The sequence below is a fragment of the Arthrobacter sp. 'calajunan' genome (assembly GCF_046940185.1).
GTDB lineage: Bacteria > Actinomycetota > Actinomycetes > Actinomycetales > Micrococcaceae > Glutamicibacter > Glutamicibacter soli.
In genome coordinates this window covers 24,374-45,838 of the sequence record NZ_JBKZDY010000007.1, presented here as the reverse complement: position 1 = coordinate 45,838, position 21,465 = coordinate 24,374, and the positions used below count along the sequence as shown (strand labels likewise).

The 21,465-nt window shown below is 69.9% G+C and carries 11 protein-coding genes; 4 read left to right on the top strand and 7 right to left on the bottom strand.

Going from position 1 to position 21,465, the window contains the following annotated elements:
• Position 1: 1 nt before the first annotated feature.
• Positions 2 to 5,425 (bottom strand): DUF6531 domain-containing protein, encoded by a 5,424-nt coding sequence (locus RF641_RS12100; protein ID WP_424573277.1) that lies wholly within the window; start codon positions 5,423 to 5,425, stop codon positions 2 to 4.
• Between the two features lie 127 nt (positions 5,426 to 5,552).
• On the bottom strand, positions 5,553 to 5,834 hold the full coding sequence (locus RF641_RS12095) for a hypothetical protein (RefSeq protein ID WP_047118162.1): 282 nt from the start codon (positions 5,832 to 5,834) through the stop codon (positions 5,553 to 5,555).
• A gap of 334 nt (positions 5,835 to 6,168) precedes the next feature.
• On the opposite strand from RF641_RS12095, the gene RF641_RS12090 reads away from it, so the two are divergent.
• The 3 genes from RF641_RS12090 to RF641_RS12080 all read left to right on the top strand — a co-directional run bounded on the left by RF641_RS12090 (position 6,169) and on the right by RF641_RS12080 (position 14,687).
• Complete coding sequence (locus RF641_RS12090; RefSeq protein WP_424573276.1) at positions 6,169 to 9,063, top strand: hypothetical protein; 2,895 nt, start codon at positions 6,169 to 6,171, stop codon at positions 9,061 to 9,063.
• Complete coding sequence (locus RF641_RS12085) at positions 9,060 to 10,346, top strand: hypothetical protein (RefSeq protein ID WP_424573275.1); 1,287 nt, start codon at positions 9,060 to 9,062, stop codon at positions 10,344 to 10,346. Before RF641_RS12090 ends, RF641_RS12085 begins: the two co-directional genes overlap by 4 nt.
• Before the next feature lie 63 nt (positions 10,347 to 10,409).
• Positions 10,410 to 14,687 (top strand): FtsK/SpoIIIE domain-containing protein, encoded by a 4,278-nt coding sequence (locus RF641_RS12080; RefSeq protein ID WP_424573274.1) that lies wholly within the window; start codon positions 10,410 to 10,412, stop codon positions 14,685 to 14,687.
• 21 nt (positions 14,688 to 14,708) lie between these two features.
• On the opposite strand, the gene RF641_RS12075 is transcribed toward RF641_RS12080, so the two are convergent.
• The 5 genes from RF641_RS12075 to RF641_RS12055 form a co-directional block, all read right to left on the bottom strand.
• On the bottom strand, positions 14,709 to 16,685 hold the full coding sequence (locus tag RF641_RS12075; protein ID WP_424573273.1) for a serine/threonine-protein kinase: 1,977 nt from the start codon (positions 16,683 to 16,685) through the stop codon (positions 14,709 to 14,711).
• Between the two features lie 100 nt (positions 16,686 to 16,785).
• On the bottom strand, positions 16,786 to 17,199 hold the full coding sequence (locus RF641_RS12070) for a DUF3151 domain-containing protein (protein ID WP_053797195.1): 414 nt from the start codon (positions 17,197 to 17,199) through the stop codon (positions 16,786 to 16,788).
• Between the two features lie 2 nt (positions 17,200 to 17,201).
• Positions 17,202 to 18,224 carry a class II fructose-bisphosphate aldolase gene (gene fbaA, locus RF641_RS12065; protein WP_047118166.1) on the bottom strand — a complete coding sequence of 341 codons (1,023 nt, stop codon included), beginning with the start codon at positions 18,222 to 18,224 and terminating at the stop codon, positions 17,202 to 17,204.
• 145 nt (positions 18,225 to 18,369) lie between these two features.
• A complete protein-coding gene (locus RF641_RS12060) occupies positions 18,370 to 19,623 on the bottom strand; it encodes a peptidoglycan DD-metalloendopeptidase family protein (RefSeq protein ID WP_424573272.1) in 1,254 nt (417 codons plus the stop codon).
• 122 nt (positions 19,624 to 19,745) lie between these two features.
• On the bottom strand, positions 19,746 to 20,399 hold the full coding sequence (locus RF641_RS12055) for a TrmH family RNA methyltransferase (protein ID WP_082123777.1): 654 nt from the start codon (positions 20,397 to 20,399) through the stop codon (positions 19,746 to 19,748).
• 197 nt (positions 20,400 to 20,596) lie between these two features.
• Here RF641_RS12055 and RF641_RS12050 point away from each other — a divergent pair, with 197 nt between their 5' ends.
• Positions 20,597 to 21,394: an HAD-IIA family hydrolase gene (locus RF641_RS12050; RefSeq protein ID WP_113607713.1), complete on the top strand. Its 798-nt coding sequence runs from the start codon at positions 20,597 to 20,599 to the stop codon at positions 21,392 to 21,394.
• Positions 21,395 to 21,465 lie beyond the last annotated feature (71 nt).

Below are 21,465 nucleotides of genomic sequence, written 5' to 3'. Positions count from 1 at the left end.
TTCACTCCCCCATTCCGGACTCGACGAACCATCGGGACATATCTGCGCCTGCTCCAACCGACGCACCCGTAAAGGACGAGGACAAAAGCCTACTTCCGTTAACTCCGGTAAGCAAACCGTTAAGAGTGCTTGGCTGGAAGTACGGCATCTGGCGTAGCGTGCTCATCTGCGTCGGCCCCCCGGGCAATTGGGTGAACATTCCACCGGTCGCCGCACCCCATCCGAGATCCGCAACGGTGATATCTTTGCCGGAAACGAGGCTATCAACAGTCACACCAGAAACGCCACCGCTAGCCCCCACACCTATCGTTGCCATACGCGAGACAAGTGAAGTCGTCGTGTGACCGGACAGTTTCGCTATCGAACCGCCCACGGGTCCAGCTACGCCTCCGATGGCTCCGGCCACGCCACCGCCGAGCATCGCGCCGGCAAATTCGCGGCCGTTGCGGATCTGGAATCCGTTCTTGGTCAGATAGACAAAACCACCACCAGCGGCACCGGCTCCGGAGTTCACGCCCATGTTAATGCCGACGCTACCGACAATGCGTGCCGTGGGCGTCGCGGCGGAGAATGCAGTTTTGCTCAGCATGGCGGCTCCTCCTCCAACGCCGCCGAGCACAGCCATTCCAGCGGTTTGCACCCAGTTGACATCGCCGGTGGTTGCCTTCTGGATGAGGACGTCAGCGCCGCCGGAGATGAGCGCCAGGCCGGCGGGCCCGCCCACCCCGGTGGCCATCAGCGCGATGCCTCCGACGACCATTGCGCCACCGGCGACGTACTCCCAGTTATCGCTCATCCAGTCGCCGGCCGCGGCCAGCACGCCGTTGTTCGATTCGCGGTATGCCGTCAACTCGTCCTCGGTGACCGGGCGCAGGCCGAGCGGGTCGATGGCGTGCAGCGGGTCATTGCCCGCATAGGAGTAGGGGTTGGCCGCCCAGCCGGCGCCGATCACCGGCTCCAGCGGGTCCACGGACAGGAAGCCGCGGGTGGACGGATCGTAGGCGCGCGCGCCCAGCCAATCCAGCCCGGCAACCTGTACGCCGCCGTTGGCGGCCAGGCTAAGGCCCTCAGACAGGCCGGGCAGCGACTGTCCTGCCAGAGCCCAGGGGTTGGCCGCCGCCGTGGGATGTTCGCCGCGCCAGCCGGCCGAGAGCAGGGTGCCGTCCACCGCGGCCAGCCCGCCGGGCATCGCGGTGACCGAGCGGCCACCCACCGACAGGACGCGCGGTGCATACTCTGCGGTGTTCCACCACAGGCCGGTGCCGTCGACCTCGGCCAGTTCGCCCAGCGCGTCGACCCACAGCTCGTGGCGGGTGGTGCCCGTAGCAGCGGTGCGCTCGACCTCGCGCAGCGTGCCCATGGCGGACCACTGGTAACGGGTGGTCCCGTCCTGCGCGTGTGCGGCGGTGCGCCGTCCCGCGCCGTCGTAGTCGTAGCTGGTCGCCGTGTCATCGGTCGAGCGCACGCGCAGCTGCCCGGCCGCGTCGTACTCGTAGTCGCGGGTCTGCTCGTCCACGGTTTCACGCGCCAGACGCCCGGCGGCGTCGTAGCGCCACTCGGTCACGGTGCCATCCGCCCCGCTCATCCGCACCAGCTGGCAGGCGGCATCATAGGCGTAGGCGGTGGTGCCGTCGGCGTCATGGATGGCGGTGATGCGCCCGTCCTCGTCGCGTTCCAGCGTGCTGGTTTCCACCCCGTCCGGGCCGGCGATCCGGTGCGCGGCCAGGACGCCGTCGCGGTAGTCCCAGTACTGGACCAGATCCCCGGCCACGGCGCCGACCAGGTTGCCGCAGACGTCGTAGGCGTAGCTGACGGTGCCGAACACCGGGTGCTGCACGGCGCTCACGCGCCCGGCGGCATCGCGCTGCCAGCGGGTGCGCCGGCCGGTGGCGTCGGTGTGCGCGGTCCGCCGCCCGTCGGCATCGTATTCCCAGGCCAGGCCCTGGTCGTCGCGGGTGCGCTCGATCAGCTGGCCGCGCCGGTTGAAGCGCAGCACGTGCTGCACTGTGCGCCCGTCGCCGCGCGTGGCGTCGGTGATCCGCACGCAACGGTTGGCCGCGTCGCGCTGCAGCTGGACCAGGGTGTTGCCCGCGCTGGCGGTGGCGGCCAGCCGCCCGGCCGCGTCGTAGCTCCACTCCAGGCGCCGCCCGTCCGGGTCCTGCTGCCAGGTGGGCCGCCCGGCGGCGTCGTACCCGGCGGTAGTGCGCCGCCCTAGCGGGTCGGTTTCGGCCACCACGCGGTCCGCCGCATCGTATTCGCGCACGGTGACCGCGCCCAGCGGGTCGGTGATGGAGGTGAGCCGGCCGCGCTCGTCGTAGCCGTAGCGGGTGACCCCGCCCAGCCCGTTGACCGCCTCGATCAGCTGGCCGGCGGCGTCGTAGCGGAAGCGGCGCAGGCCGTTGACCGGATCCTCGGCACCGGTCAGCCGCCCGGCCTTGTCGTACCGGTAGCGGCAGGTGCCCCGCCCGGGCAGGGTGCGGGAGATGACCCGGCCCATCGCGTCGTAGCGGATCCGCTCGGCCTGCCCGTCCGGGAAGACGCGGGCGATCACGCGTGAGTCGGCGTCGTAGCGCAGCTCGGTGCGCGCCCCGGCCGGGTCGGTGGCGGACACCGGGCGCCCGGCGGCGTCGTAGTCGAAGGAGGTGACCGCCCCGGTGGGGCTGATGCGCTCGGTGACCCGTCCGGCCGCGTCGCGGCGCAGCAGCGTCAGCCCGCCCTCGCCGTCGACCAGCTCGACCACCCGTCCGCAGCGGTCGTAGCTGGCCAGCTCGCTGGAGCCGTCGCTGGTTTCCACGGCCACCGGACGGCCGTACTCGTCGCTGCGCAGCGTGCTGCGCTCGAAGGCGTCGGCCACGTTCAGGGCCCCGGAGGCCGGGTCCGCGGTGTAGGCCTCGCGCACCCCGGTGGGGTCCACCTGGGCCGACAGCTCACCGTTGACCGTGTATTCGCGGATCCACCGGCTGCCGGTGGGGTCGGTGATCGCGGTCAGCCGCGAGAGGGTGTCGTGGGCGAAGTGCCATTCGGCGCCGTCGGGCAGCACCAGGGCGGCAACCCGGCCCAGGTCATCGAAGCGGCGGCTGATGGCCCGGCCCAGCGGGTCAATGGTGCGCTCAAGCTGCCCGTGTGTCCCGTACTCCAGGCCGGTGCGCGCCCCCAGCGGGTCGATCACGGCGGTCAGCCGGCCGTCGGCGGCGTGTTCAAAGCGCCACAAAGCCCCGTCGGCGTCCAACCGGGAGGCCAGGTTGCCGGCGGCATCGTAGAGGTAGGAGGTGCGCGCCCCACCGGGGCTGATCGCCTCGGTGACCCGGCCGGCCTCATCGCGGTGCAGCCGGGCGGTGTCGCCCATGGCGTTGGTGACGGCCACCAGGTCGCCGTACCGGTCGTGGGTGAAGTGAAGGGTGACACCGGTGGGGTCGGTGACCCGAGCCAGCAGCCCGTTGGCCCATTCCAGCTCGGTACGCCCGCCCTCCGGATCGATAATCAGCGCCGGGTTGCGCTCCTCGTCGTTCGCGTAGCGGTACTCCACGGTGGCCCCGGTACCGGTGACCACGGTGGTGGGCCGGTCGAGCTCGTCCCAGCCGTAACTGAACTCGGCACCCTCGCCGGTCAGCGTGCGGGTGCGCCGTCCGCGCTCGTCATAGGCGTGCACGGTCAGCGTGCCGTCGCGCTCGGTGACCGAGACCAGGTTGCCGTGCCGGTCGTAGCTCATCGACTGTCGGGCGTCCTGCCCGTCCACGACACCCACTAGACGGCCGCGGGCGTCGGCGATGAAGTTGTTGGAGCGCGTCCCGTCGGCGTCGGAGACCACGGTGAGTCGTCCGGGCAAGTAGGCAAAGCGGGTGCTGCGTCCGAAGCAGGACTCCTGGGTGGCGACCCGCCGCTTCTCGTCGTAAGTGTTGCGCGCCTCGATGACCCCGGCGGCGTCGGTGACCGCGCGGATGAGCCCGTCCTCGTTCCACTCGTAGCGGCGCGTGCCGCCGGGCCCGGTGGCCGAGCACAGCCGCCCGGCCTCGTCGTAGCCGAAGTCCACGCGGCGTCCGTCGCTGGCGCGCAGGGCAAGGACGCGGGTGGCCGCGACCTCCGGGTCGGTGTACTCGGCTTCGATCCAGCGGCCGCGCTCATGGGTGAGCCGCGTGATCAGGTGTCGCTCGTCGCGCCGAACCGTCAGTGCGGTGCCGGCCCCGGATTCGTGGGCCAGCCAGGTCCCGGCGGGAGTGAAGATCCAGCGGGTGCCGGTACTGTCCGCCGCGGTGAGCACCGGGTGCCCGTCGCGTTCGGCGCGGCACAGCCAGAGGTTCTCCCCGTCGGCCCGGTCCCAGCCCTCGCCCAGGCGAGGGAAGTGGATCTGCCGCCCGTCGGGCAGCACCAGGTCGGCCCCCTCGTCGCCCAGCTCAAGGCGCACCTCAAACACCGAGGACCAGCCGGGGCCGAACAGCCCCTGAGCGTCGGCGAGGGAATTGTAGGCGCGGGTGGCGGACAGGGCCGCGGCGGCGCCGGCGAAGCCCAGGTCCACCTCGGGCTCCATGAAGTTGCCGGTGGAGGTGTTCACCGGATCGGCGGAGTAGCCGGTGGTCGGCGGGCCACCGTAGGCCTGGGCCGGGGTGATGGTCAGGTCCTGGCGGCTGGAGCCGATGCCCTGGGCGTCCAAGGCAGCCTGCAGGGCGGCGTTGGACAGCCGCTGCACCTGGCCCTCGCCGCCGGCGGCGGCAAACGCGCCGGCGATGGTACGCGCCCAGGCGACGTCCTGTTCGTTGGCCTCCAGCCAGCGGTCGTAGCCGCGCACCACGCCCCCGGCGGAAAGCCGGCCGTAGGTGCAGCGGGCGGCGAAGTCATCGAGGTGGGAGCGCAGCGAACGCGGGGTGCCGGAAAGCTCGGAGTTGAGCCCGGCCGAGCCGTTGGCGAAGCTGCGCAAGTCGGCCGGGCGCGCGGCGGAGACGCCGGTCCCGCCGCCGCCTCCGGACCCCGGCGGCGGGGTCTGACGCACGCCGGTTTGCGGTGCCGCGGCCTGGACGGAGACGGGGGCCGAGGGCGGGCCGACCGGCGGGTCCTCCTCGCCGAAGACCGCGTCCCAGGCGTTCAAGAATACGTTGGCGTCGCGTTCGTCCTTGCGCTGCTTCCATTCGCGGGCCAGCCGGCGCCGCTCGTTCTCGGCCTTGGCCTGATCGTTCAACTGCCGGGCGCCGTCCGCCGTTTCACGCAGCCGGTCGGCCAGCTCGCGGCGGTCCGCCGCGGCCACGCGCGCGTTGTCGGAGAAGAGCCGGGAGAAGTGTCCCTCGAAGTCGGCCTTGGCCGATGCCACGAAGCCCGCGCGGGGGCCGGCCTGGCCATCGAGCTTGCTTGCTGCATTGCGGAATGCGGTGATCAGCGCCTCGGCTGTCCCGAAGTCGAAATCCACATCCCGGTCAAAAACTCCGAGGTTGACCACGCGTGTCCTCCATTATCGAGCCGCACGGCCCGGCCGGCGGCAGCTTTGCTCCTTGCGGGCGCACCGCTGGGCGACGCGCCGGAAAAAATCCGGGGCCGCGAACGGCCCCGGATGCACCCTTGGCTGCTTAGTTGCCGCCACCGGCGGTGAAGATGTTCTGCGAGATCTGGCTCAGCTGGCCGCGCAACTGCTCCAGCTCGGTGCGGGCCTTGTCCAGGGCCGCTTTGGTCTCCGGCCAGGTGGTGCTGCGGAACTGGATGGCCAGCGGCCCGTCCCAGACGTTCGGGTCCGACAGGGTGCGGCCCTGGGCGTCGAGCTGGTTGATCTGGTCGGTGAAACCGCCGTTGATGATGGCCTGCAGCTGCTGGATTGAAGTCTTGGCCTGCTCGGTTGAAAGAACACGTGACATGGGAACCTCCGCAAATCGTGGTGGCCCCCGGCAAAATGCCGTGTCGTCCGGGAGCCCAGAACATGAGTAACTCTAACAAGATGAATAGAAAATCCCAAACGATGACGCGGACAAAATTTCGTCCAAAAGGCTGGAAAACGCCGAAATCCCGCGGGATGAGCAAGCGGCGATTTCTTAACCGCAAGTCCGGGAGCGAACCGCCCGTTTAACGGTTCGCACCGCAAACCGCCTATTATCTCAAGGGGAGTTAGCAACCGGAGGGAACCCATTGGCACACTCGCAGCCACGCAGACAGCATGCACGACCGCCCAGGACCGGAAGGCTGGCCCGTACCGTGGGCGCGTTCCTCTCCGTCGCCGCGCTCGGGCTCATCACCAGCTGCAGCAACGCGCCGCAGGCGATCGAGAACCCCTCGCGCGTGCTGCAGTCGGTGGACGTCGAGCTCGCGTCCAACGCCTCGATTGCCAGCGTGAACGGTACTGCGATCGCCGTGGACGACGCCTCGGGCGAATCCTCGACGACCACTAATTCCTTCGCCCCGGCCGAGGTGGCCGGAGACCTGCCGGTGCGCGTCAGCACCTACTACCGCACCGACAAGGCCAGCGGCACGGACCTGAAGGACCTGGCCGGCTATACCGGGCGGGTCCAGATCGAGCTGTCGGTGGAAAACCTGACGGTGGCCCCACGCGAGGTCTCCTTCGACGTGGCCGGGCAGAACCGCACCGAACCGGCACTGGTCGGCGCGCCCATGACCATCGCAGCCTCGGCCGAGATCCCGGGCCTGTCCCCGAACAACATCGTCGCGGCCTCCGGCTCGGACGAGACCGGAACCAACGGCATCATCAGCGCCGCCACCAACGGCAACACCGTCATCCAGTGGGCCACGCTGCTGGCCCCACCGGTCTCCCCCGCCACCACCACCCTGCGCCTGGTCGCCGAAGTGCAGGACTTCACCGTTCCGGGCATCGACCTGGCGGTGCAGCCGGGGATGCACACCGACCTGTCGGCCGAGGGTGTGCTGGATACCGCCTTTAATGAGAGCGCCACCTCCGAGCTGGCCCTGCAGCGGCGCACCATCGAGCTGATCACCGACGTCAACGAGGTGCTCGCTCGTGCCGGCGGCACCATCACGGAACTGCGCACCAACCTGGAAAGCACCTCGGACACCCTCGGGGTGAGCACCGTGCAGCACCTGCGTGAGAGCAGCGAATCACTGGCCGGCACGCTCAGCGGGCTGAAGCAGCAGCTGGGGCAGCTGGAAACCGACCTGGGCTCCACCGTCACCGCCGCGGACAGTGCCACCACGGCGCAGCTGATGCAGACCGTGAGCACCATGGACCGCATGCTCGGCGACACCTCAGCGCAGATAACCAAGCCGGCCCTGAAGGGCGAGGGCTGCCAGGCCATGGTGGCCCCCAAGGGCGAGGCCTCCAGCGTGTACTCGAACCTGATGCTGATCTCCGCCCAGCTTGAGGGGTATGCCGAGTCCACCGCCGGCTGCCGCGACGAGCTGGCCGATAACCTGCAGCGCATCGTGGGCCCGGCCGATCCGGACATCGAGAACTGCGACACCCCGTCGCTGACCTGTGCCTTCCGCGCCTCGTCGATTAGCGTGACCGGCGAACTGATCAAGCTGGTGCTCGAAGGCGACAAGCTGGTGCAGTCCCTGCAGCCGGAGATCATCGGCAACGCCATCTCCAGCCACGAGGCCATTGCCGGGTCACTGATTGAGATGCAGAGCGCCTTGGACGCGCTGCAGACCACCGCCGACACCGACGAGGTGACCGTGGCGCTTAAGGCACTGCGCGAATCGCTGAAGGTTTCCGAGGACAACCTGGCCGCGGTGGAGAAGACCGTGGGCTCAATCCACGACATCGCCACCGAGAACGCCGCACTGGTCGGCCATCCGGAGGACTCGAAGTCGATAGCCGGTCAGAACGCCACGCTGGTCGAGGAGATCTGCGAACTGGCAAACCGACGTCAGGTGACGGAGACCGCTGCCCGCGAGCTGATCGCGTCGCTAACCGCGAATGACACCTGCGTCATCGACCTGCCGCCGCTGCCGACCGAGACACCGGAGCCAGAGCCGACCGGCGAGACTTCCCCGTCACCGAGCGATTCGACCACTCCTGCCCCGGAGCCGTCCGAGACTCCGGCTGAGTCGGTCGAGCCGACCGAATCCACCGAACCGACCGAGACCTCGGCACCAGCCGAGTCCCCGAGCCCGACTGAAGTGGACGCCGAACGGGCTGCGTTTACCAAGCCACTAATCACTGGCGGCCCCAAGGAGCCAATGGATGAGCGCCTGGCCGCGCAGGCCAAGGCCTGGAACTCCGTCGCCGCACTCAGCAACCTGGAGAATGATGATTCCGGGCTCGGCCAGCAGCTGACCGCATCCAAGGATCAGCTGAAGGACATCGCCTCGAAGATCGACGCAGTGGAGACTGCGGCGACCAATGGCAGCGGCAACATCCAAGACGCCATTGACGAGCTGCGCGCCGCGCTGCAGGTCTCCCTGGTCGACAGCAAGATACTGGGCAAGTCCCTCGCCGATCTGCAGGGACAGCAGGAGCGCCTTGAAGCCGGCATCGAGGAAGCGTTCGGCAAGGCCTCGACCGAAACCCAGCAGCAGGTCAACGAGTTGATCGACGGCCAGATTCGGGTGCTCTCGGAACAGGGCGCGACCAGCCGCGAAGCCGTGCTGACCGCTTTCAACCGCTCGGTCACCGGCCTGTCGGGCACCTCCGGCGAAGTCGCTGCGGACGCCAAGGCCACCGTGGACAAGCAGCACGCGCAGCTGAACGAACAGGCCGAGGCACTGACCAAGGCGATCGGTGAGCAGACCGCCTCCTCGCTGGAGCAGATCGCCGCGCGCACCACAGCCTCGACCCGCGACGTGGAGGGCGGCGAAGGGCTGCTGTCGGCCTCGCTGAGCAAGGTGCTGCTGGATCTGGGCGACCGGTCATCCAACGGATCCGGGCTGCTCGGCGCGCTGGCCACCAGCGCCGCCATGTCCGACACCGCCGACTATCAGCTGGCGCTGGCCACCGAGCATGCCGACGGCTACGCCAACGTGCGTGCAGAGGACATCGCGGCCATCCTGCACCGCCAGGCCCAGTTCAAGGCCGCCCTGGAAGCGGCCGGTGACCTGCCCAGCTTCCACCTGCAGGTGTCAGAGGGCACCTCGGTGCGCACCCTGTACGCCTTCCATCTCCAGGCCGGCAAGTGAGCGCCCGCAGCTCGCGCCGCCTGATGCCGGTACTCGTGGTGGGGCTGGCCCTGGTGCTGGTCGTCGCGATCGCCGCGGTGATCTCCCGCCCCGAAACGGCTACCGGTGAACCGGTGGGCAACTCCGTGCCGGTGGCCCTGACCGCCCAGGGGCTGCCGCGGGACACGAGCATCGGGGTGATCCTCTCGCTGGGCTCCGCGCAGGGCTCCGAATGGAAGGATGCGGCGCAGGGCGCGGCCGTGGCCGCCCACCGCCTCGCCGCCGGCGGCTCGCCGGTGATTCTGGAAACCCGGGATGATCGGGGCACCTCCCAGGGAGCCCGCGACGCCGTGGCCGAGTTGGCCGCCCAAAAGGTGGCCGGCATTGTGCTGGCCACCTCCGGCGAACACGTGCCCGCGGCCCTGCAGGCCGCGCAGGAGGCAGAGATCCCGGTATTGCTGCCCTACTACAGCGGCGAGCTGTCCGGCTTCGATACGGCATATAGCCTGACTCCCGGACCGCAGCCGGTCTCCGCGGCCATGAAGTCCGCGCTGGGCGAGGCCGGACACGTGATGCTCATTGACCTGGGCGGCCCGGCACCCGAGGGAATCAACCCGGCCGAGCGTCGCGCACCGGCGGCGGGCGATGACCTGAACACCCTGGCCGTCGAGGTCTCGAAGCTGGCCGCCCCCCAGCGCGGTGAACCGGTGGACGCCGTGCTCATCACCGGACCGGCCACCCGGCAGGCCGCAATGGTGCACGCCCTGCAGCAGCGCAACATCAGCCTGCCGCTGGTGCTCGGCCCGGCCGCCACCAGCCCGGGCTTCGAATCGGCCCTGCACGAGGCCGGGGGCAGCGCCTCCAGCCGGCTGCTGAGCGTCGGTACCGGTGCCGTGGACGCCGCCGCACTGCGCCCCGGGGACGAAGGCCGGGCCATGTCCGGTTTCCTCGCCGCCGTCCGCGTCATGGCCGAAGATCCACAGGTCATGAACCTGACCGGGGATCAACCCTTCGCGAAGGTGGCCCCCGTGGCCGAGGCCCACAGCCACGACGCTGTGATTGCCTTGGTCCACGCCGCGGCCCACGCCAAGAGCGGCGAACCGGGCGCCGTGGCCGGGCAGCTGGATAAACTGTCACTGCAGGCCGGCCACGGCATTGCCGGAGGCGACCTGGATCTGGGCCGCGACGCGGACCAGGCGCAGGCGGTCGTCCTGCATCTGGCCAGCCAGGACCTGGGGCTGCGCCCGGCACCGTCCGGTGCCCGGATCCCGGCGCGCTGGTTTGCCGGCCCCGCCGGCAACTAGGCCACCTGCCACGACCGGTTACGCGCACAGGAGTGCGCATGAAGCTGTTGGAAGGGAGCACGGGTGCGCGTGTTGATCCAGCTGGGCGACCAGCGACTGGACCGCGAACTGACGGGGCGCGATGACGCCCTGACGCTGGGTGAGCTGATCGATCGGGCCGGCGGCACCGCACCGGGCCCGGACACCACGCTCTATGTGGATGACGTCCCCGCCACTGCCGGCACCCCGCTGGGCGAAGTGCTGCTGCTGGAGGGCAGCACGATCTCGCTGTCCCCCGTCCCCCGGCCACAACCGCTCACCGGTTGGAGCGTCACGGTCTGCGGCGGTCTGCACGCCGGGGCCGTACAGCCGATCCCCGAGCACCGCCCGTTACTGCTGGGCCGCTCCCCGCAGGCCGACATCGTGCTGGACTCCGAGAGCGCCTCCTGGAACCACGCCAGCATCCAGCTGGAGCAGGACGGGGTGCGCGTCCGCGACCACGGCTCAACCAACGGCACCCAGCTGGATGGCACGCCGGTCGCCGAAGACGGGGAGCTGATCACCGAGGCGGCCACCGTGCTGGTCGGCGGCACCGCCCTGCTGCTGCGCCCGCAGCTGCCCGAACGCCTGGCACCGCGGCCCGGCTCGCTACACAACCTCACCCCTGCGGCCACCGCCCCCTTCAACCGCCCGCCCCGCCCGGGCCTGGACCCAGCCCCCGAACCGCTGCCCGCCCCGGCACCGAAGGACGTGGCCCCGGCCTCCAAGTTCAGCTACATCACGGTGCTGGCCCCGCTGCTGCTGGCCGGCGCCATGGTGATGATGCTCGGGGACCTGCGCTTTGCCATGTTCGCCCTGCTCAGCCCGGTGATGGCGATCGGCATGTGGTTCGAGCAGAAGCACCGCCACACCAGGAACCTGAAGGAGGAAAAGGAGCGGTTCGAAACGGCCCTTGAGGAGTTCGAGGGGCAGATCGCCCGGGCGGCCGTACGCGAGGCCGAGCGGCGCCACACCCGCATCCCGGATCCGGCCACCACGCTGCGCGTACCCGCCCTGCCCACCACCGCTCTGTGGCAGCGACGGGCCGGCGACCACGACTTCCTGGCCCTGCACGCCGGAACCGGAAACGTGCCCTGGCAGCCGGAGATCGACCGGCGCGCCACCCCCACCCTGGACCCGCGGGTGCGCGAGCTGATCGAGGCCAGCCACATCCCGGCGGCCCCGGTGGTCGTGGACCTGACCGGCGCCGGCGTCGTTGGCATCGTGGGCGAGCGCGAGGGGGCGCTCGCCCTGGTCCGCAGCCTGCTGGTGCAGGCCGCCGTGCACGCCGGGCCGGCGGACCTGCGCATCGCCCTATTCTGCGACCGCGGACGGCACCCGGCATGGGAATGGACCGGCTGGCTGCCGCACACCCGGCGCGCCGGGGCGGCCACCGGGGAACGCTGGCTGTCCGATGACCAGCGCCGCAGCGCGCGCCTGCTGCGCGCCCTGCGCGAGGACAGCATCCAGCGCAGTGAGGGAGCCACGCTGCTGGTGCTCGACTCGGAGGTGCTCACCGAGGGCCGCGACGCCCCGGCCCGCGCGCTGCTGGGGCACGGGCGGGACGCCGACTCCGGGCTGGGCGGTACGCGCCGCGCCCACCAGGTCTCCGGGATCGTCATCGCCGCCACCGAGCAGCAGCTGCCCGCGGCCTGCAGCACGGTGATCCGGGTCGGCGCGGACGCCGCCGGCACCGTGCACGGGCTGGGCGAGCAGTCCGAGGTCGAGGACGTGGTGCTCGCCGGGCTGCCGGTCGAGCGCGCCGAACGGGCCGCCCTGGACCTGGCCCGTTTCGACGACCCCGAACTGGTGGTCCCAGGTGCGGCGCTGCCCGCCCTGGTCAAGCTGCCGGCACTGCTGGGCCTGGAGCAGATCAACGAGGCTGCGATCGGCGAGCTGTGGCGCACCGCGCGCGGGGTGTCCACCCCGATCGGCAGCACCGAGGCCGGCACCATGATGCTGGATTTGGTCAAGGACGGGCCGCACGGCCTGGTCGGCGGCACCACCGGCTCGGGCAAGAGTGAATTCCTGCGCTCGCTGGTGGCCGGGCTCGCCGCCCGCAACGACGCGACCAAGCTGAACTTCATCCTCATTGACTTCAAGGGCGGGGCGGCCTTCGCCGCCTGTGAGGCGCTGCCGCACACCATCGGCACCATCTCCAACCTGGACGAGCAGCTGGCCGACCGCGCGCTGCGCGCCTTGGAGGCGGAGATGGCCCGGCGCCAGCGGATCTTCGCCGCCGCCGGGGAGGACATCGACAACCTGGACGCCTACCTGGCCACCAACCCGGCCGAGCCGATGCCGCGGCTGCTGTTGGTGGTCGACGAATTCGCGATGCTGGCCAAGGACTTCCCCGAGGTGCTCTCCTCGCTGGTCTCGGTGGCGGCGGTGGGCCGAACCCTGGGCGTGCACATGATCCTGGCGACCCAGCGCCCCGCCGGGGTGGTCAATGACGACATCCTGGCCAACACGAACCTGCGGGTGGCGCTGCGCGTGCAGAGCCGGGAGGACTCCTCGAACGTGATCGGCGTGCCGGACGCCGCGGCCATCGGCCGGGCGCAGACCGGCCGCGGCTTCATCAAGCTGGGCCAGGACGACATCAGCGCCGTGCAGACCGCCCTTGTCACCGGGCGGGCCAGCACCGCCAGCGGCGGCGGGCTGCGGGTGAGCGAACCCGGACACTTCGGCGCCCCCGCCCCGGCACCAGTAGCCGAGCCCGAGAGCACCAGCGATGACAGCGACCTGGACCTGCTGATCGCCGCGATCCGCCAGGCCCACGCGCAACGTGGGCTGGGCGAGCCCCGGCCGGTGTGGCCCGGGGCGCTGGGCGATCAGGTGCAGCTGGCGGGCTACACCCCGGCCTCGCGGCGTTCCGCCTCCCTGCCCGCGGTCGGCGCGGTGCGCGGGCAGATCATCGAGGTGGCGCTGCGCGATGAGCCGGAGTTCCAGCGCCAGGTGCCCGCCGGTTGGGACCTGTCCGAGGGCAACCTGCTGTTGCTGGGAATCGCCGGCTCGGGCACCAGCACAACCCTGGCCTCGATCGCATTGACGGCCGCCGCCGCGTATTCGCCCGGGGAGCTGGACCTGCTCATCCTGGACCTGGGATCGCGCACCCTGGCCCCGCTGGCCGGACTGCCGCACACCGCCGCGTACGTGGGCACCGGCGCGGGCGCCGCGGAGCAGCAGGCCCGGTTCCTGCGCCACCTGCGCAACGACCTGGCCCGCCGCCGTGCCGAACCGGCCGCCCGGCGGCGCACCCTGGTGCTGCTGGACGGGCTGGCCACCCTACGCGATGAATTCTCCGACTACGACGGGCTGGCGCTGATGGACGCGCTGAACCGCGCGTACGCGGACGGCCCAGCCTTGGGTCTGCATTTTGCGGTTAGCAGCACCCGCGCCAAGGCGGTGCCCACCGCCATTGACGAGGTCACCACACAGAGGTGGCTCTTCCGGCTGGCCGACCCGTATGACTATTCCACGCTCGGGGTGCGCGGAAGCAACATCCCCGCCGCCGTACCCGGGCGCTGCGTAGCCGCCGCCCAGCTGCGCCAGATGCACGTGGCCACCCCTGGCACCGAGCTCGAACAGGCGGTCGCCGAGGCCGCCGCCCGCTGGCCGGAGGCACGGCCCAAGGCGCCGGTCATCGGCCAGCTGCCCGCCCGGGTCGCGGCCGGCGAGCTGCCGGCACCCGGACTGGCGGCCGAGCCGTGGCGGATCCCAGTGGGACTGCGCGAGGAGGACCTGGCCCCGGGCTGCCTGGAAATCTACGAGGGCGAGCACGTGCTCATCGCCGGCCCGGCCCGCTCCGGCAAGTCCAGCCTGCTGCTGGCCCTGGCAGACTCGCTGCGCGGCATCCCGGGCCCGGACGGCACCCCGGTGGCGGTGTGGGGCGTGTGCGATCGCCGCTCGCCGCTGGCGGATGCGGACCTTGACCGGGTGGCGGTCGGTTCCGCGGACCTGCCCGCGCTGCTGGCCTCACTACGCCTGGAGCGCGGGCCGGTGGTGCTGCTGGTCGATGACGCCGAGCGGTTCGAGGACACCGACCAGGCCCTGGCCGGGCTGCTGAACTCTCCACCCGCGGGGTTGTGCGTGATCGCCGCCGGGCGGGCCGCGGAGCTGCGCGGGCTCTACGCGCACTGGACCAAGACCCTGCGCAAGTCCCGCTGCGGGGTGCTGCTGCAGCCTGATGCGGACTTCGACGGGGAGCTGCTGGGCGTGAACCTGCCGCGGCGCGCCCCGGTGGCGGTGACCACCGCGCGCGGCTACCTCTGCGTGGGCGGTGCCCCGGCGTTCATCCAGGCCATGGGGCCCTCCGAGAACTGACCAGGCGAATCCGACTCCCGGCTACTGCCGGGTGGTGATGCCGAACGGCTCGCTGGCCAGGTCGGTGAAGTTGCCCACCGAAGCGCGCAGCGTGCACTGCGGGGTCACCGACAGCGCGGTGACCACCAGCCCGTCCCCGGAGACGGCCACCGCCCCGGAGCAGGCGTCGGAGAAGCGCACCCCTGCCTCGCCGCCGGCAATCGAGCGCAACGTCGCCGAGGGCTTGCCGGTGGCGGGGCTGGCATACAGCGGGCTGAGCACGTCCGGGCCCGCGGGCCACACCGGTACCAGGGTCACCGGCAGCGTGGTGCCGCTGACCGTGCGGGCGGGAGTCTGCACCACGATGTCCTGCAACCGCTGCGCCGGGTAGGCCGAGCCCTCGACCCGATCGTCGGCGAGCGCCTGCTCGGTGGCGGCCGCGGCCTGCTGCAGCCATTGATCCAGCGCGTCATCCCCGCTCAGCGCCAGCGGCAGCGTGGCCTGGACTGTCACCTGGCCGCGAGCCGGGATGCTGATCCCTGACAGGTTCCACCCGCACTCGACCGAAATCCCGGTGAGACTGGGCTGGTTGCGTTCGCCCTGCGCCTGGCTGAAGTCCACCGCCGGGCAGCCCGAGGTACCTGGTGCCGCCGGCAGCACCTCCAGGAACGGCCCGGTCAACGGGGCCTTCTGTGCCGAATACGTGAATTCAAGGTGCACCTGCTTGGCCTGCGCGTCGTAGCGTACCGAGCGTGCGGTGGCCAGCCCACTTGGTGTAGCCTGGCCCTGCCAGCTGGCGGTGGCATCCGGGGCTGGGACGGCCTGCGGTTCGGTGCGTCCGAACAGCGCGATGCTGCCGGCGATGACGGCGGCCAGTAGCACCACCGCGGCGGCCAGCAGGCCCAGGGACTTGGCGTTGAGCCAGCTTGGGCGCCGTCTGTTCCCGGCGTTCTCCGTGGCCTCGGTGGGTGGTGCCGCGGGGGTCGGCAGGTCGCTGCGGCGCTGACGGAAGACCGTGTGCCGGGCGCTGGTCCCCAGATCGGGCGCCTCTGGCGAGGTCAGCTGTCCAACCGCGGCGGCGGCGTCGGTGGGCTCGGGGTCGGCCTGCTGGATTCCGCGCAGCACGGTGGCCGGACGTTGCAGGTCCTCGAAGTGTTCCGGGTCCACCACCGGCGGCAGCGCCGGCAGGGAGGCGTGTGCGACGGCCAGCGCGCGCAGGGTGGTTGCGGCCTCGGCGGCGGCCGGGCGAGCCGTGGGGTCCTTGTGCAGCATGGCGGCCAGCGCGTCCCAGAGTGGGCCCGGTACGTCAATCCGCGGCGGCATGACGCTGACGTGGCGGAAGGCGATCGTGAAGTCGGTGCCGGACCCGGCGAAGGGGGTGCGCCCGGACAGCAGCTCGTAGAGCATGATGCCCGCGGAGTAGACATCCCCGGCCGGTCCGGCCTCGCCCCGGCTGGTCAGTTCCGGGGGCATGTATGCCGGGGTGCCCATGATCTCGGTGGTCCGCCGGGATTGCCCGGACATCACCGAGGCGATGCCGAAGTCAGAGACCCGCACGTTGCCGGCAGCATCCCCGGGGGCGGCCAGCAGCACGTTGTCAGGCTTGATGTCCCGGTGGGTGGTGCCCGCCGCGTGCGCCGCGGCGAGCGCGTCCAGCATCTGGGCGGCAAGTTCCAGCGCCTGGGACGGCGGCAGGGTGCCCACCTCGAGCAGCCACTCGCGCACCGAGCCGCCGGGGACCAGGTCCATCACGATGGCCAGCCGGCCCCCATCGACCACCAGGTCACGCACCGCCACGATGTTCGGGTGGCGCAGCGCCAGCAGCACCGAGCGTTCCCGCACGAACCGTTCGACCAGCCCGGCGTCCTGCGCGTGCTCCTCGCGCAGGATCTTGGCGGCCAGGTCCGCGCCCGGATCGTGGGGGCGGACCCGCCAGACCTCGCCAACGGCCCCGGAGCCCAGCGGCTCGACAAAACTGTAGGAGGCGCCCAGCGCCTGGCCCGGCTGCACGTTGCTCATGGTTTCTCCCCTGCCCGTTTACGGACGCGTCGAAGCGCACGATTGCCCGGGCCGATGCGGGACCGGCCCGGGCAATGATGCGAGGATGCTGCTTCTCGGGCTACTTGGCCTCGATGGCCGCCCGGGCGCTCGGATCCGAATCGTTCAGGAACTTCCCGATCCGCTCGACTTCCTCGGCTTCGCCGATGGCTGCGGCCGCGCGGCCCAGCGCGTACAGCGAGCGCAGGAAGCCGCGGTTCGGCTCATGGCTCCATGGCACCGGACCCTGTCCGCGCCAACCGGCCTTGCGCAGCGCGTCAAGGCCGCGGTGGTAGCCCACGCGGGCGTACGCGTAGGATTCCACGGTGCGGCCTTCGGCGTGTGCTTCGTCGGCCAGCAGCGCCCACACCAGGGAGGACGACGGGAACTTCGCAGCCAGATCCACCGCTTCGTCGCCGGCCTCAAGGCGGGCGAGCACGTCGGTTTCCTCCGGCAGCAGCGTGGCCGGGATGCCCAGCAGGTTCTCTCCGACCATGGCTACTTCAGGCTCTTTCCTGCCGAGCCCAGCTGGCGGGCGGCTTCCACGATGCGGGCGGCCATGGATTCTTCGGCCTTGGCGCCCCAGACGCGCGGGTCGTAGGTCTTCTTGTTGCCGATCTCGCCGTCGACCTTCAGCACGCCGTCGTAGTTGGCGAACATGTGGCCAGCCACCGGTCGGGTGAAGGCGTACTGCGTGTCGGTGTCGATGTTCATCTTGATCACGCCATAGGACACCGCGTCGGCGATTTCCTGGTCGGTGGAGCCCGAGCCGCCGTGGAAGACCAGGTCGAACGGGTTGGCCTTGCCGATCTTGGCGCCGACCTTGTCCTGGATGTCCTTGAGCAGCTCCGGACGCAGCTTCACGTTGCCCGGCTTGTAGACGCCGTGGACGTTGCCGAAGGTCAAAGCGGTGATGTAGCGGCCCTTTTCGCCGGCGCCCAGGGCGTCGATGGTGGCCAGCGCATCCTCGACGGTGGAGTACAGCTTGTCATTGATGGCGTTCTCCACGCCGTCCTCTTCGCCGCCCACGGCGCCTATCTCAACTTCGAGGATCTGCTTGGCGGCGGCGGTGCGCGGCAGCAGCTGGGCTGCGATGCGCAGGTTCTCTTCCAGGGTCTCGGCCGATCCGTCCCACATGTGCGAGTTGAAGAACGGGTCGCGGCCGGCGGCGACCTCTGCCTCCGAGGCGGCCAGCAGCGGCAGCACGAAGCCGTCGAGCTTGTCTGCAGGGCAGTGGTCGGTGTGCAGCGCGATGTTCACGCCGTAGTTCTTGGCGACCTGGCGGGCGAAGGCTGCGAAGCCCAGCGAGCCGGCAACCATGTCCTTAACCGAGGCGCCGGACCAGTAGGCGGCGCCGCCGGTGGAAACCTGGATGATGCCGTCGGATTCGGCTTCGGCGAAACCGCGGATGGCGGCATTCAAGGTCTGCGAGCTGGTGACATTCACCGCTGGGAAGGCGTAGCCGCCAGCCTTGGCGGCATCGATCATTGCATTGTACTTATCGGGGGTTGCGATAGGCATGCTTCACTCCTGTGAGGATTGGCGGGGTTCACGCGTCGCCGTCGACGGCAGTTCGTGTCCATCCTATCGGTTTGCAGGGGCCGGCAGACCTAAATCTGTCTTCGTGACACGCCAACTTCTGCCCCTGCCCCGGCTGCATCGCGGGCTAGCTCGACTCGGCGGCGCCGGAGCCGCACCCGGACGGGCTCTGCGAGCCCGGCTTTTGGGTTGGCGCCGAGGTTGGCTTCTTGCTCGGGGCCGGTCCGGTCGAGGGGGCTTCGGTTGGCGGCGTCGCCTCGCCGGTGGGCTTCGCCGATCCGCTGGGCGACTCGGATTCGGATTCGGACGGCGCAGTGCTTGGCGAGGGCTTGGCGCTTGGCGATTCGGAGTCTGGAGCCGAGGATCCCGGGCGTTGGGTCTGGCTCGGCGACGGCGCGGGCTTCTGGGACTGCGAAGGCTTGGGCTTGGCACCGGGCTTCGGCTTGGGGACCACCGGGGTGTCATCCTTCGGCACCACGACATCCGGATCGGTGCTCAGATCGGATTCGTCGCGCACCGGCGTCTTGCCGCCATCGCCCTTCGGCGCGCTGTTGGCATTAACTGTCAGGCGCGAGGAATCGATCATCGCCTGGCCCTGGCCCGGGATGATCGGCAGGTAGTTGCGCGGATCGTGCCAGCGGCCGTCCACGATGACCTCGAAGTGCACATGGCATCCGGTGGAGTTGCCGGTGGTTCCCGACAGGGCGATCAGCTCGCCCTGCTTGACCTCCTGGCCCACCGAGGCGATGAGTTTTGAATTGTGGCTGTAGCCGGTCTGCACGTCGCTGCCGTGGTCGATGCTCACGCGCATGCCGGAGTGCCCCGCCCAGCCGGACACCGTCACGGTCCCCGCCTCGGCGGCATACACCGGGGAGCCGCAGGCGATCGGGTAGTCCTGGCCGATATGGATCTGGTTGCCGGCGCCGGTAGGGTTCGACCGCCAGCCGTAGGGGCTGGAGATACGGCGGGTTGTGACCGGGTGCATCAGCTGCAGGCCGCCGGGGAGTTCGCCGACCTGGCCCACCTCGCCGGCGAGCAGCGTGGAGTTCTCCTCCGATTCGGACTGCTCATCTACCGGGGATTCGTCGGCGCCGGCCAGCATGCCCAGCGGGCGTCCGTCGATGGCCAGCTCCTTGCCGGAGCCGCCGAATGCATGAAGCGGGGCGTCCTGGCTAACGAGGATCGGATCGTTATACAGCCCGGGCTCGGATAACGCGTTGATGGCGACAGGGATGTCGCCGTTGCGCGGATCAGCCGACTGGGCCACCAGGGGAATCGCCACGGCGCTGGACAGCGTCAGTGCTGCGGCAGTCGATATCCCCCAGATCACCACCGGTTTTTTGCGTCGGGGAAGCCCGGGCAGCAGAAGGTCATGGTTCACCTGATGACGTCGACGCACGGATTAATCCCCCCGGATCACAAATTCATATCGTTTCCAAGCCTAGGGGTTCAATGGCAACTAATCCAGATGCTCGACTAAAGAGCTTATTAATAAATTCCTTGTTAACCTACTTTTTGCCCGAAGACGTGGCGGCGGATCCAAGCATGCATCGCGATGCCTGCGGCCGAGGCCGCGTTGATCGACCGGGTGGAGCCGAACTGCTCGATGGACAGCGTGTCCTTTGCCGCGGCGTGGACTTCCGGGCTCAATCCCGGCCCTTCCTGGCCGAACACCAGGACGCAATTGCGCGGGATGTCGTAGGTTTCCAGCGGCACCGAATCCGGGAAGATGTCGATGCCCAGGATGGTCAGCCCTTCAGCTTCGGCCCAGGCGACAAATTCCTCGACCGTGGCGTGGTGGCGCACGTGCTGGTAGCGGTCGGTGACCATGGCGCCGCGGCGGTTCCAGCGGCGGCGTCCAATGATGTGGACTTCCTTGGCCAAGAAGGCGTTGGCGGAGCGGACCACGGTGCCGATGTTCATGTCGTGCTGCCAGTTCTCGATGGCGATGTGGAAGTCGTGGCGGCGCTCGTCGAGGTCGGCGATGATCGCATCCATGGTCCAGTAGCGGTATTTGTCGGCGACGTTGCGGCGGTCGCCTTCGGCCAGCAGCTGCGGATCATATTTTTCGTCCTGCGGCAGCTCGCCTTCCCAGGGCCCTACGCCGATGACGTGCTCGGCGGTGTTCTCGGTTGCTTCGTTCACTTCGTGGCTCACACATTTAAGGGTAGTAGGTCGCGGGAGTGCCGCCGTTCACTGCACCTCCCGCGGATGCTGTGTAGGCTTTGGGTTACAGGGAAACTTTCAGCGCAGATAGCTCCCGCCACCTACTGCCAATGGAGGAATGACACCTCGTGACCCTCAGTAACCGCGCCGCACGCACCGTCCACGATATCGAATGCTGGCTGACCGACATGGACGGCGTCCTGGTCCACGAAAACCACGCACTCAAGGGCGCCTCGGAGCTCTTGCAGTACTGGCGCGAGAACAACCTGCGCTTTCTGGTGCTGACGAACAACTCCATCTACACGCCGCGCGACCTGCGCGCCCGCCTGCTGGCCTCCGGGCTGGACGTGCCGGAGGAGAACATCTGGACCTCCGCCATGGCCACCGCCGAGTTCCTGGCGCGCCAGCGCCCGGGCGGACGCACCTTCGTGATCGGCGAGGCGGGATTGACCACGGCCCTGCACGACGCCGGGTTCATCATGACCGACCAGAACCCCGATTACGTGGTGCTCGGCGAAACCCGCACCTATTCCTTCGAGGCCATCACCAAGGCCATCCGCCTGATCGAGGGCGGCGCGAAGTTCATCGCCACCAACCCGGATGCCACCGGCCCATCTGCCGAGGGCAGCCTCCCGGCCACCGGCGCGATTGCCGCGCTGATCACCCGGGCGACGAACCGCGATCCGTATGTGGTGGGCAAGCCGAATCCGATGATGTTCCGCTCGGCTTTGAACAGGATCGACGCGCACTCGGAGACCACTGCCATGATCGGCGACCGCATGGACACCGACATCGTCGCGGGCATGGAAGCAGGCCTGCTGACCGCGCTGGTCTACTCGGGAATCACCGCGCGCGAGGACATGGACACCTTCCCGTTCCGCCCCGACCTGCAGTACCCGTCGGTTGCCAACCTGCATGCCGAACTCGTCAAGGGGCGCGTCCCGTCCGACGCCAATCCGGCCGAAACCAAGGCCGCTTCCAAGTAGCCTAGTTTCCCATGCCCCGGCAGCCGTTGAACCGGCTGCCGGGGCATTTTTCTTTGTCGCACCAACACCCT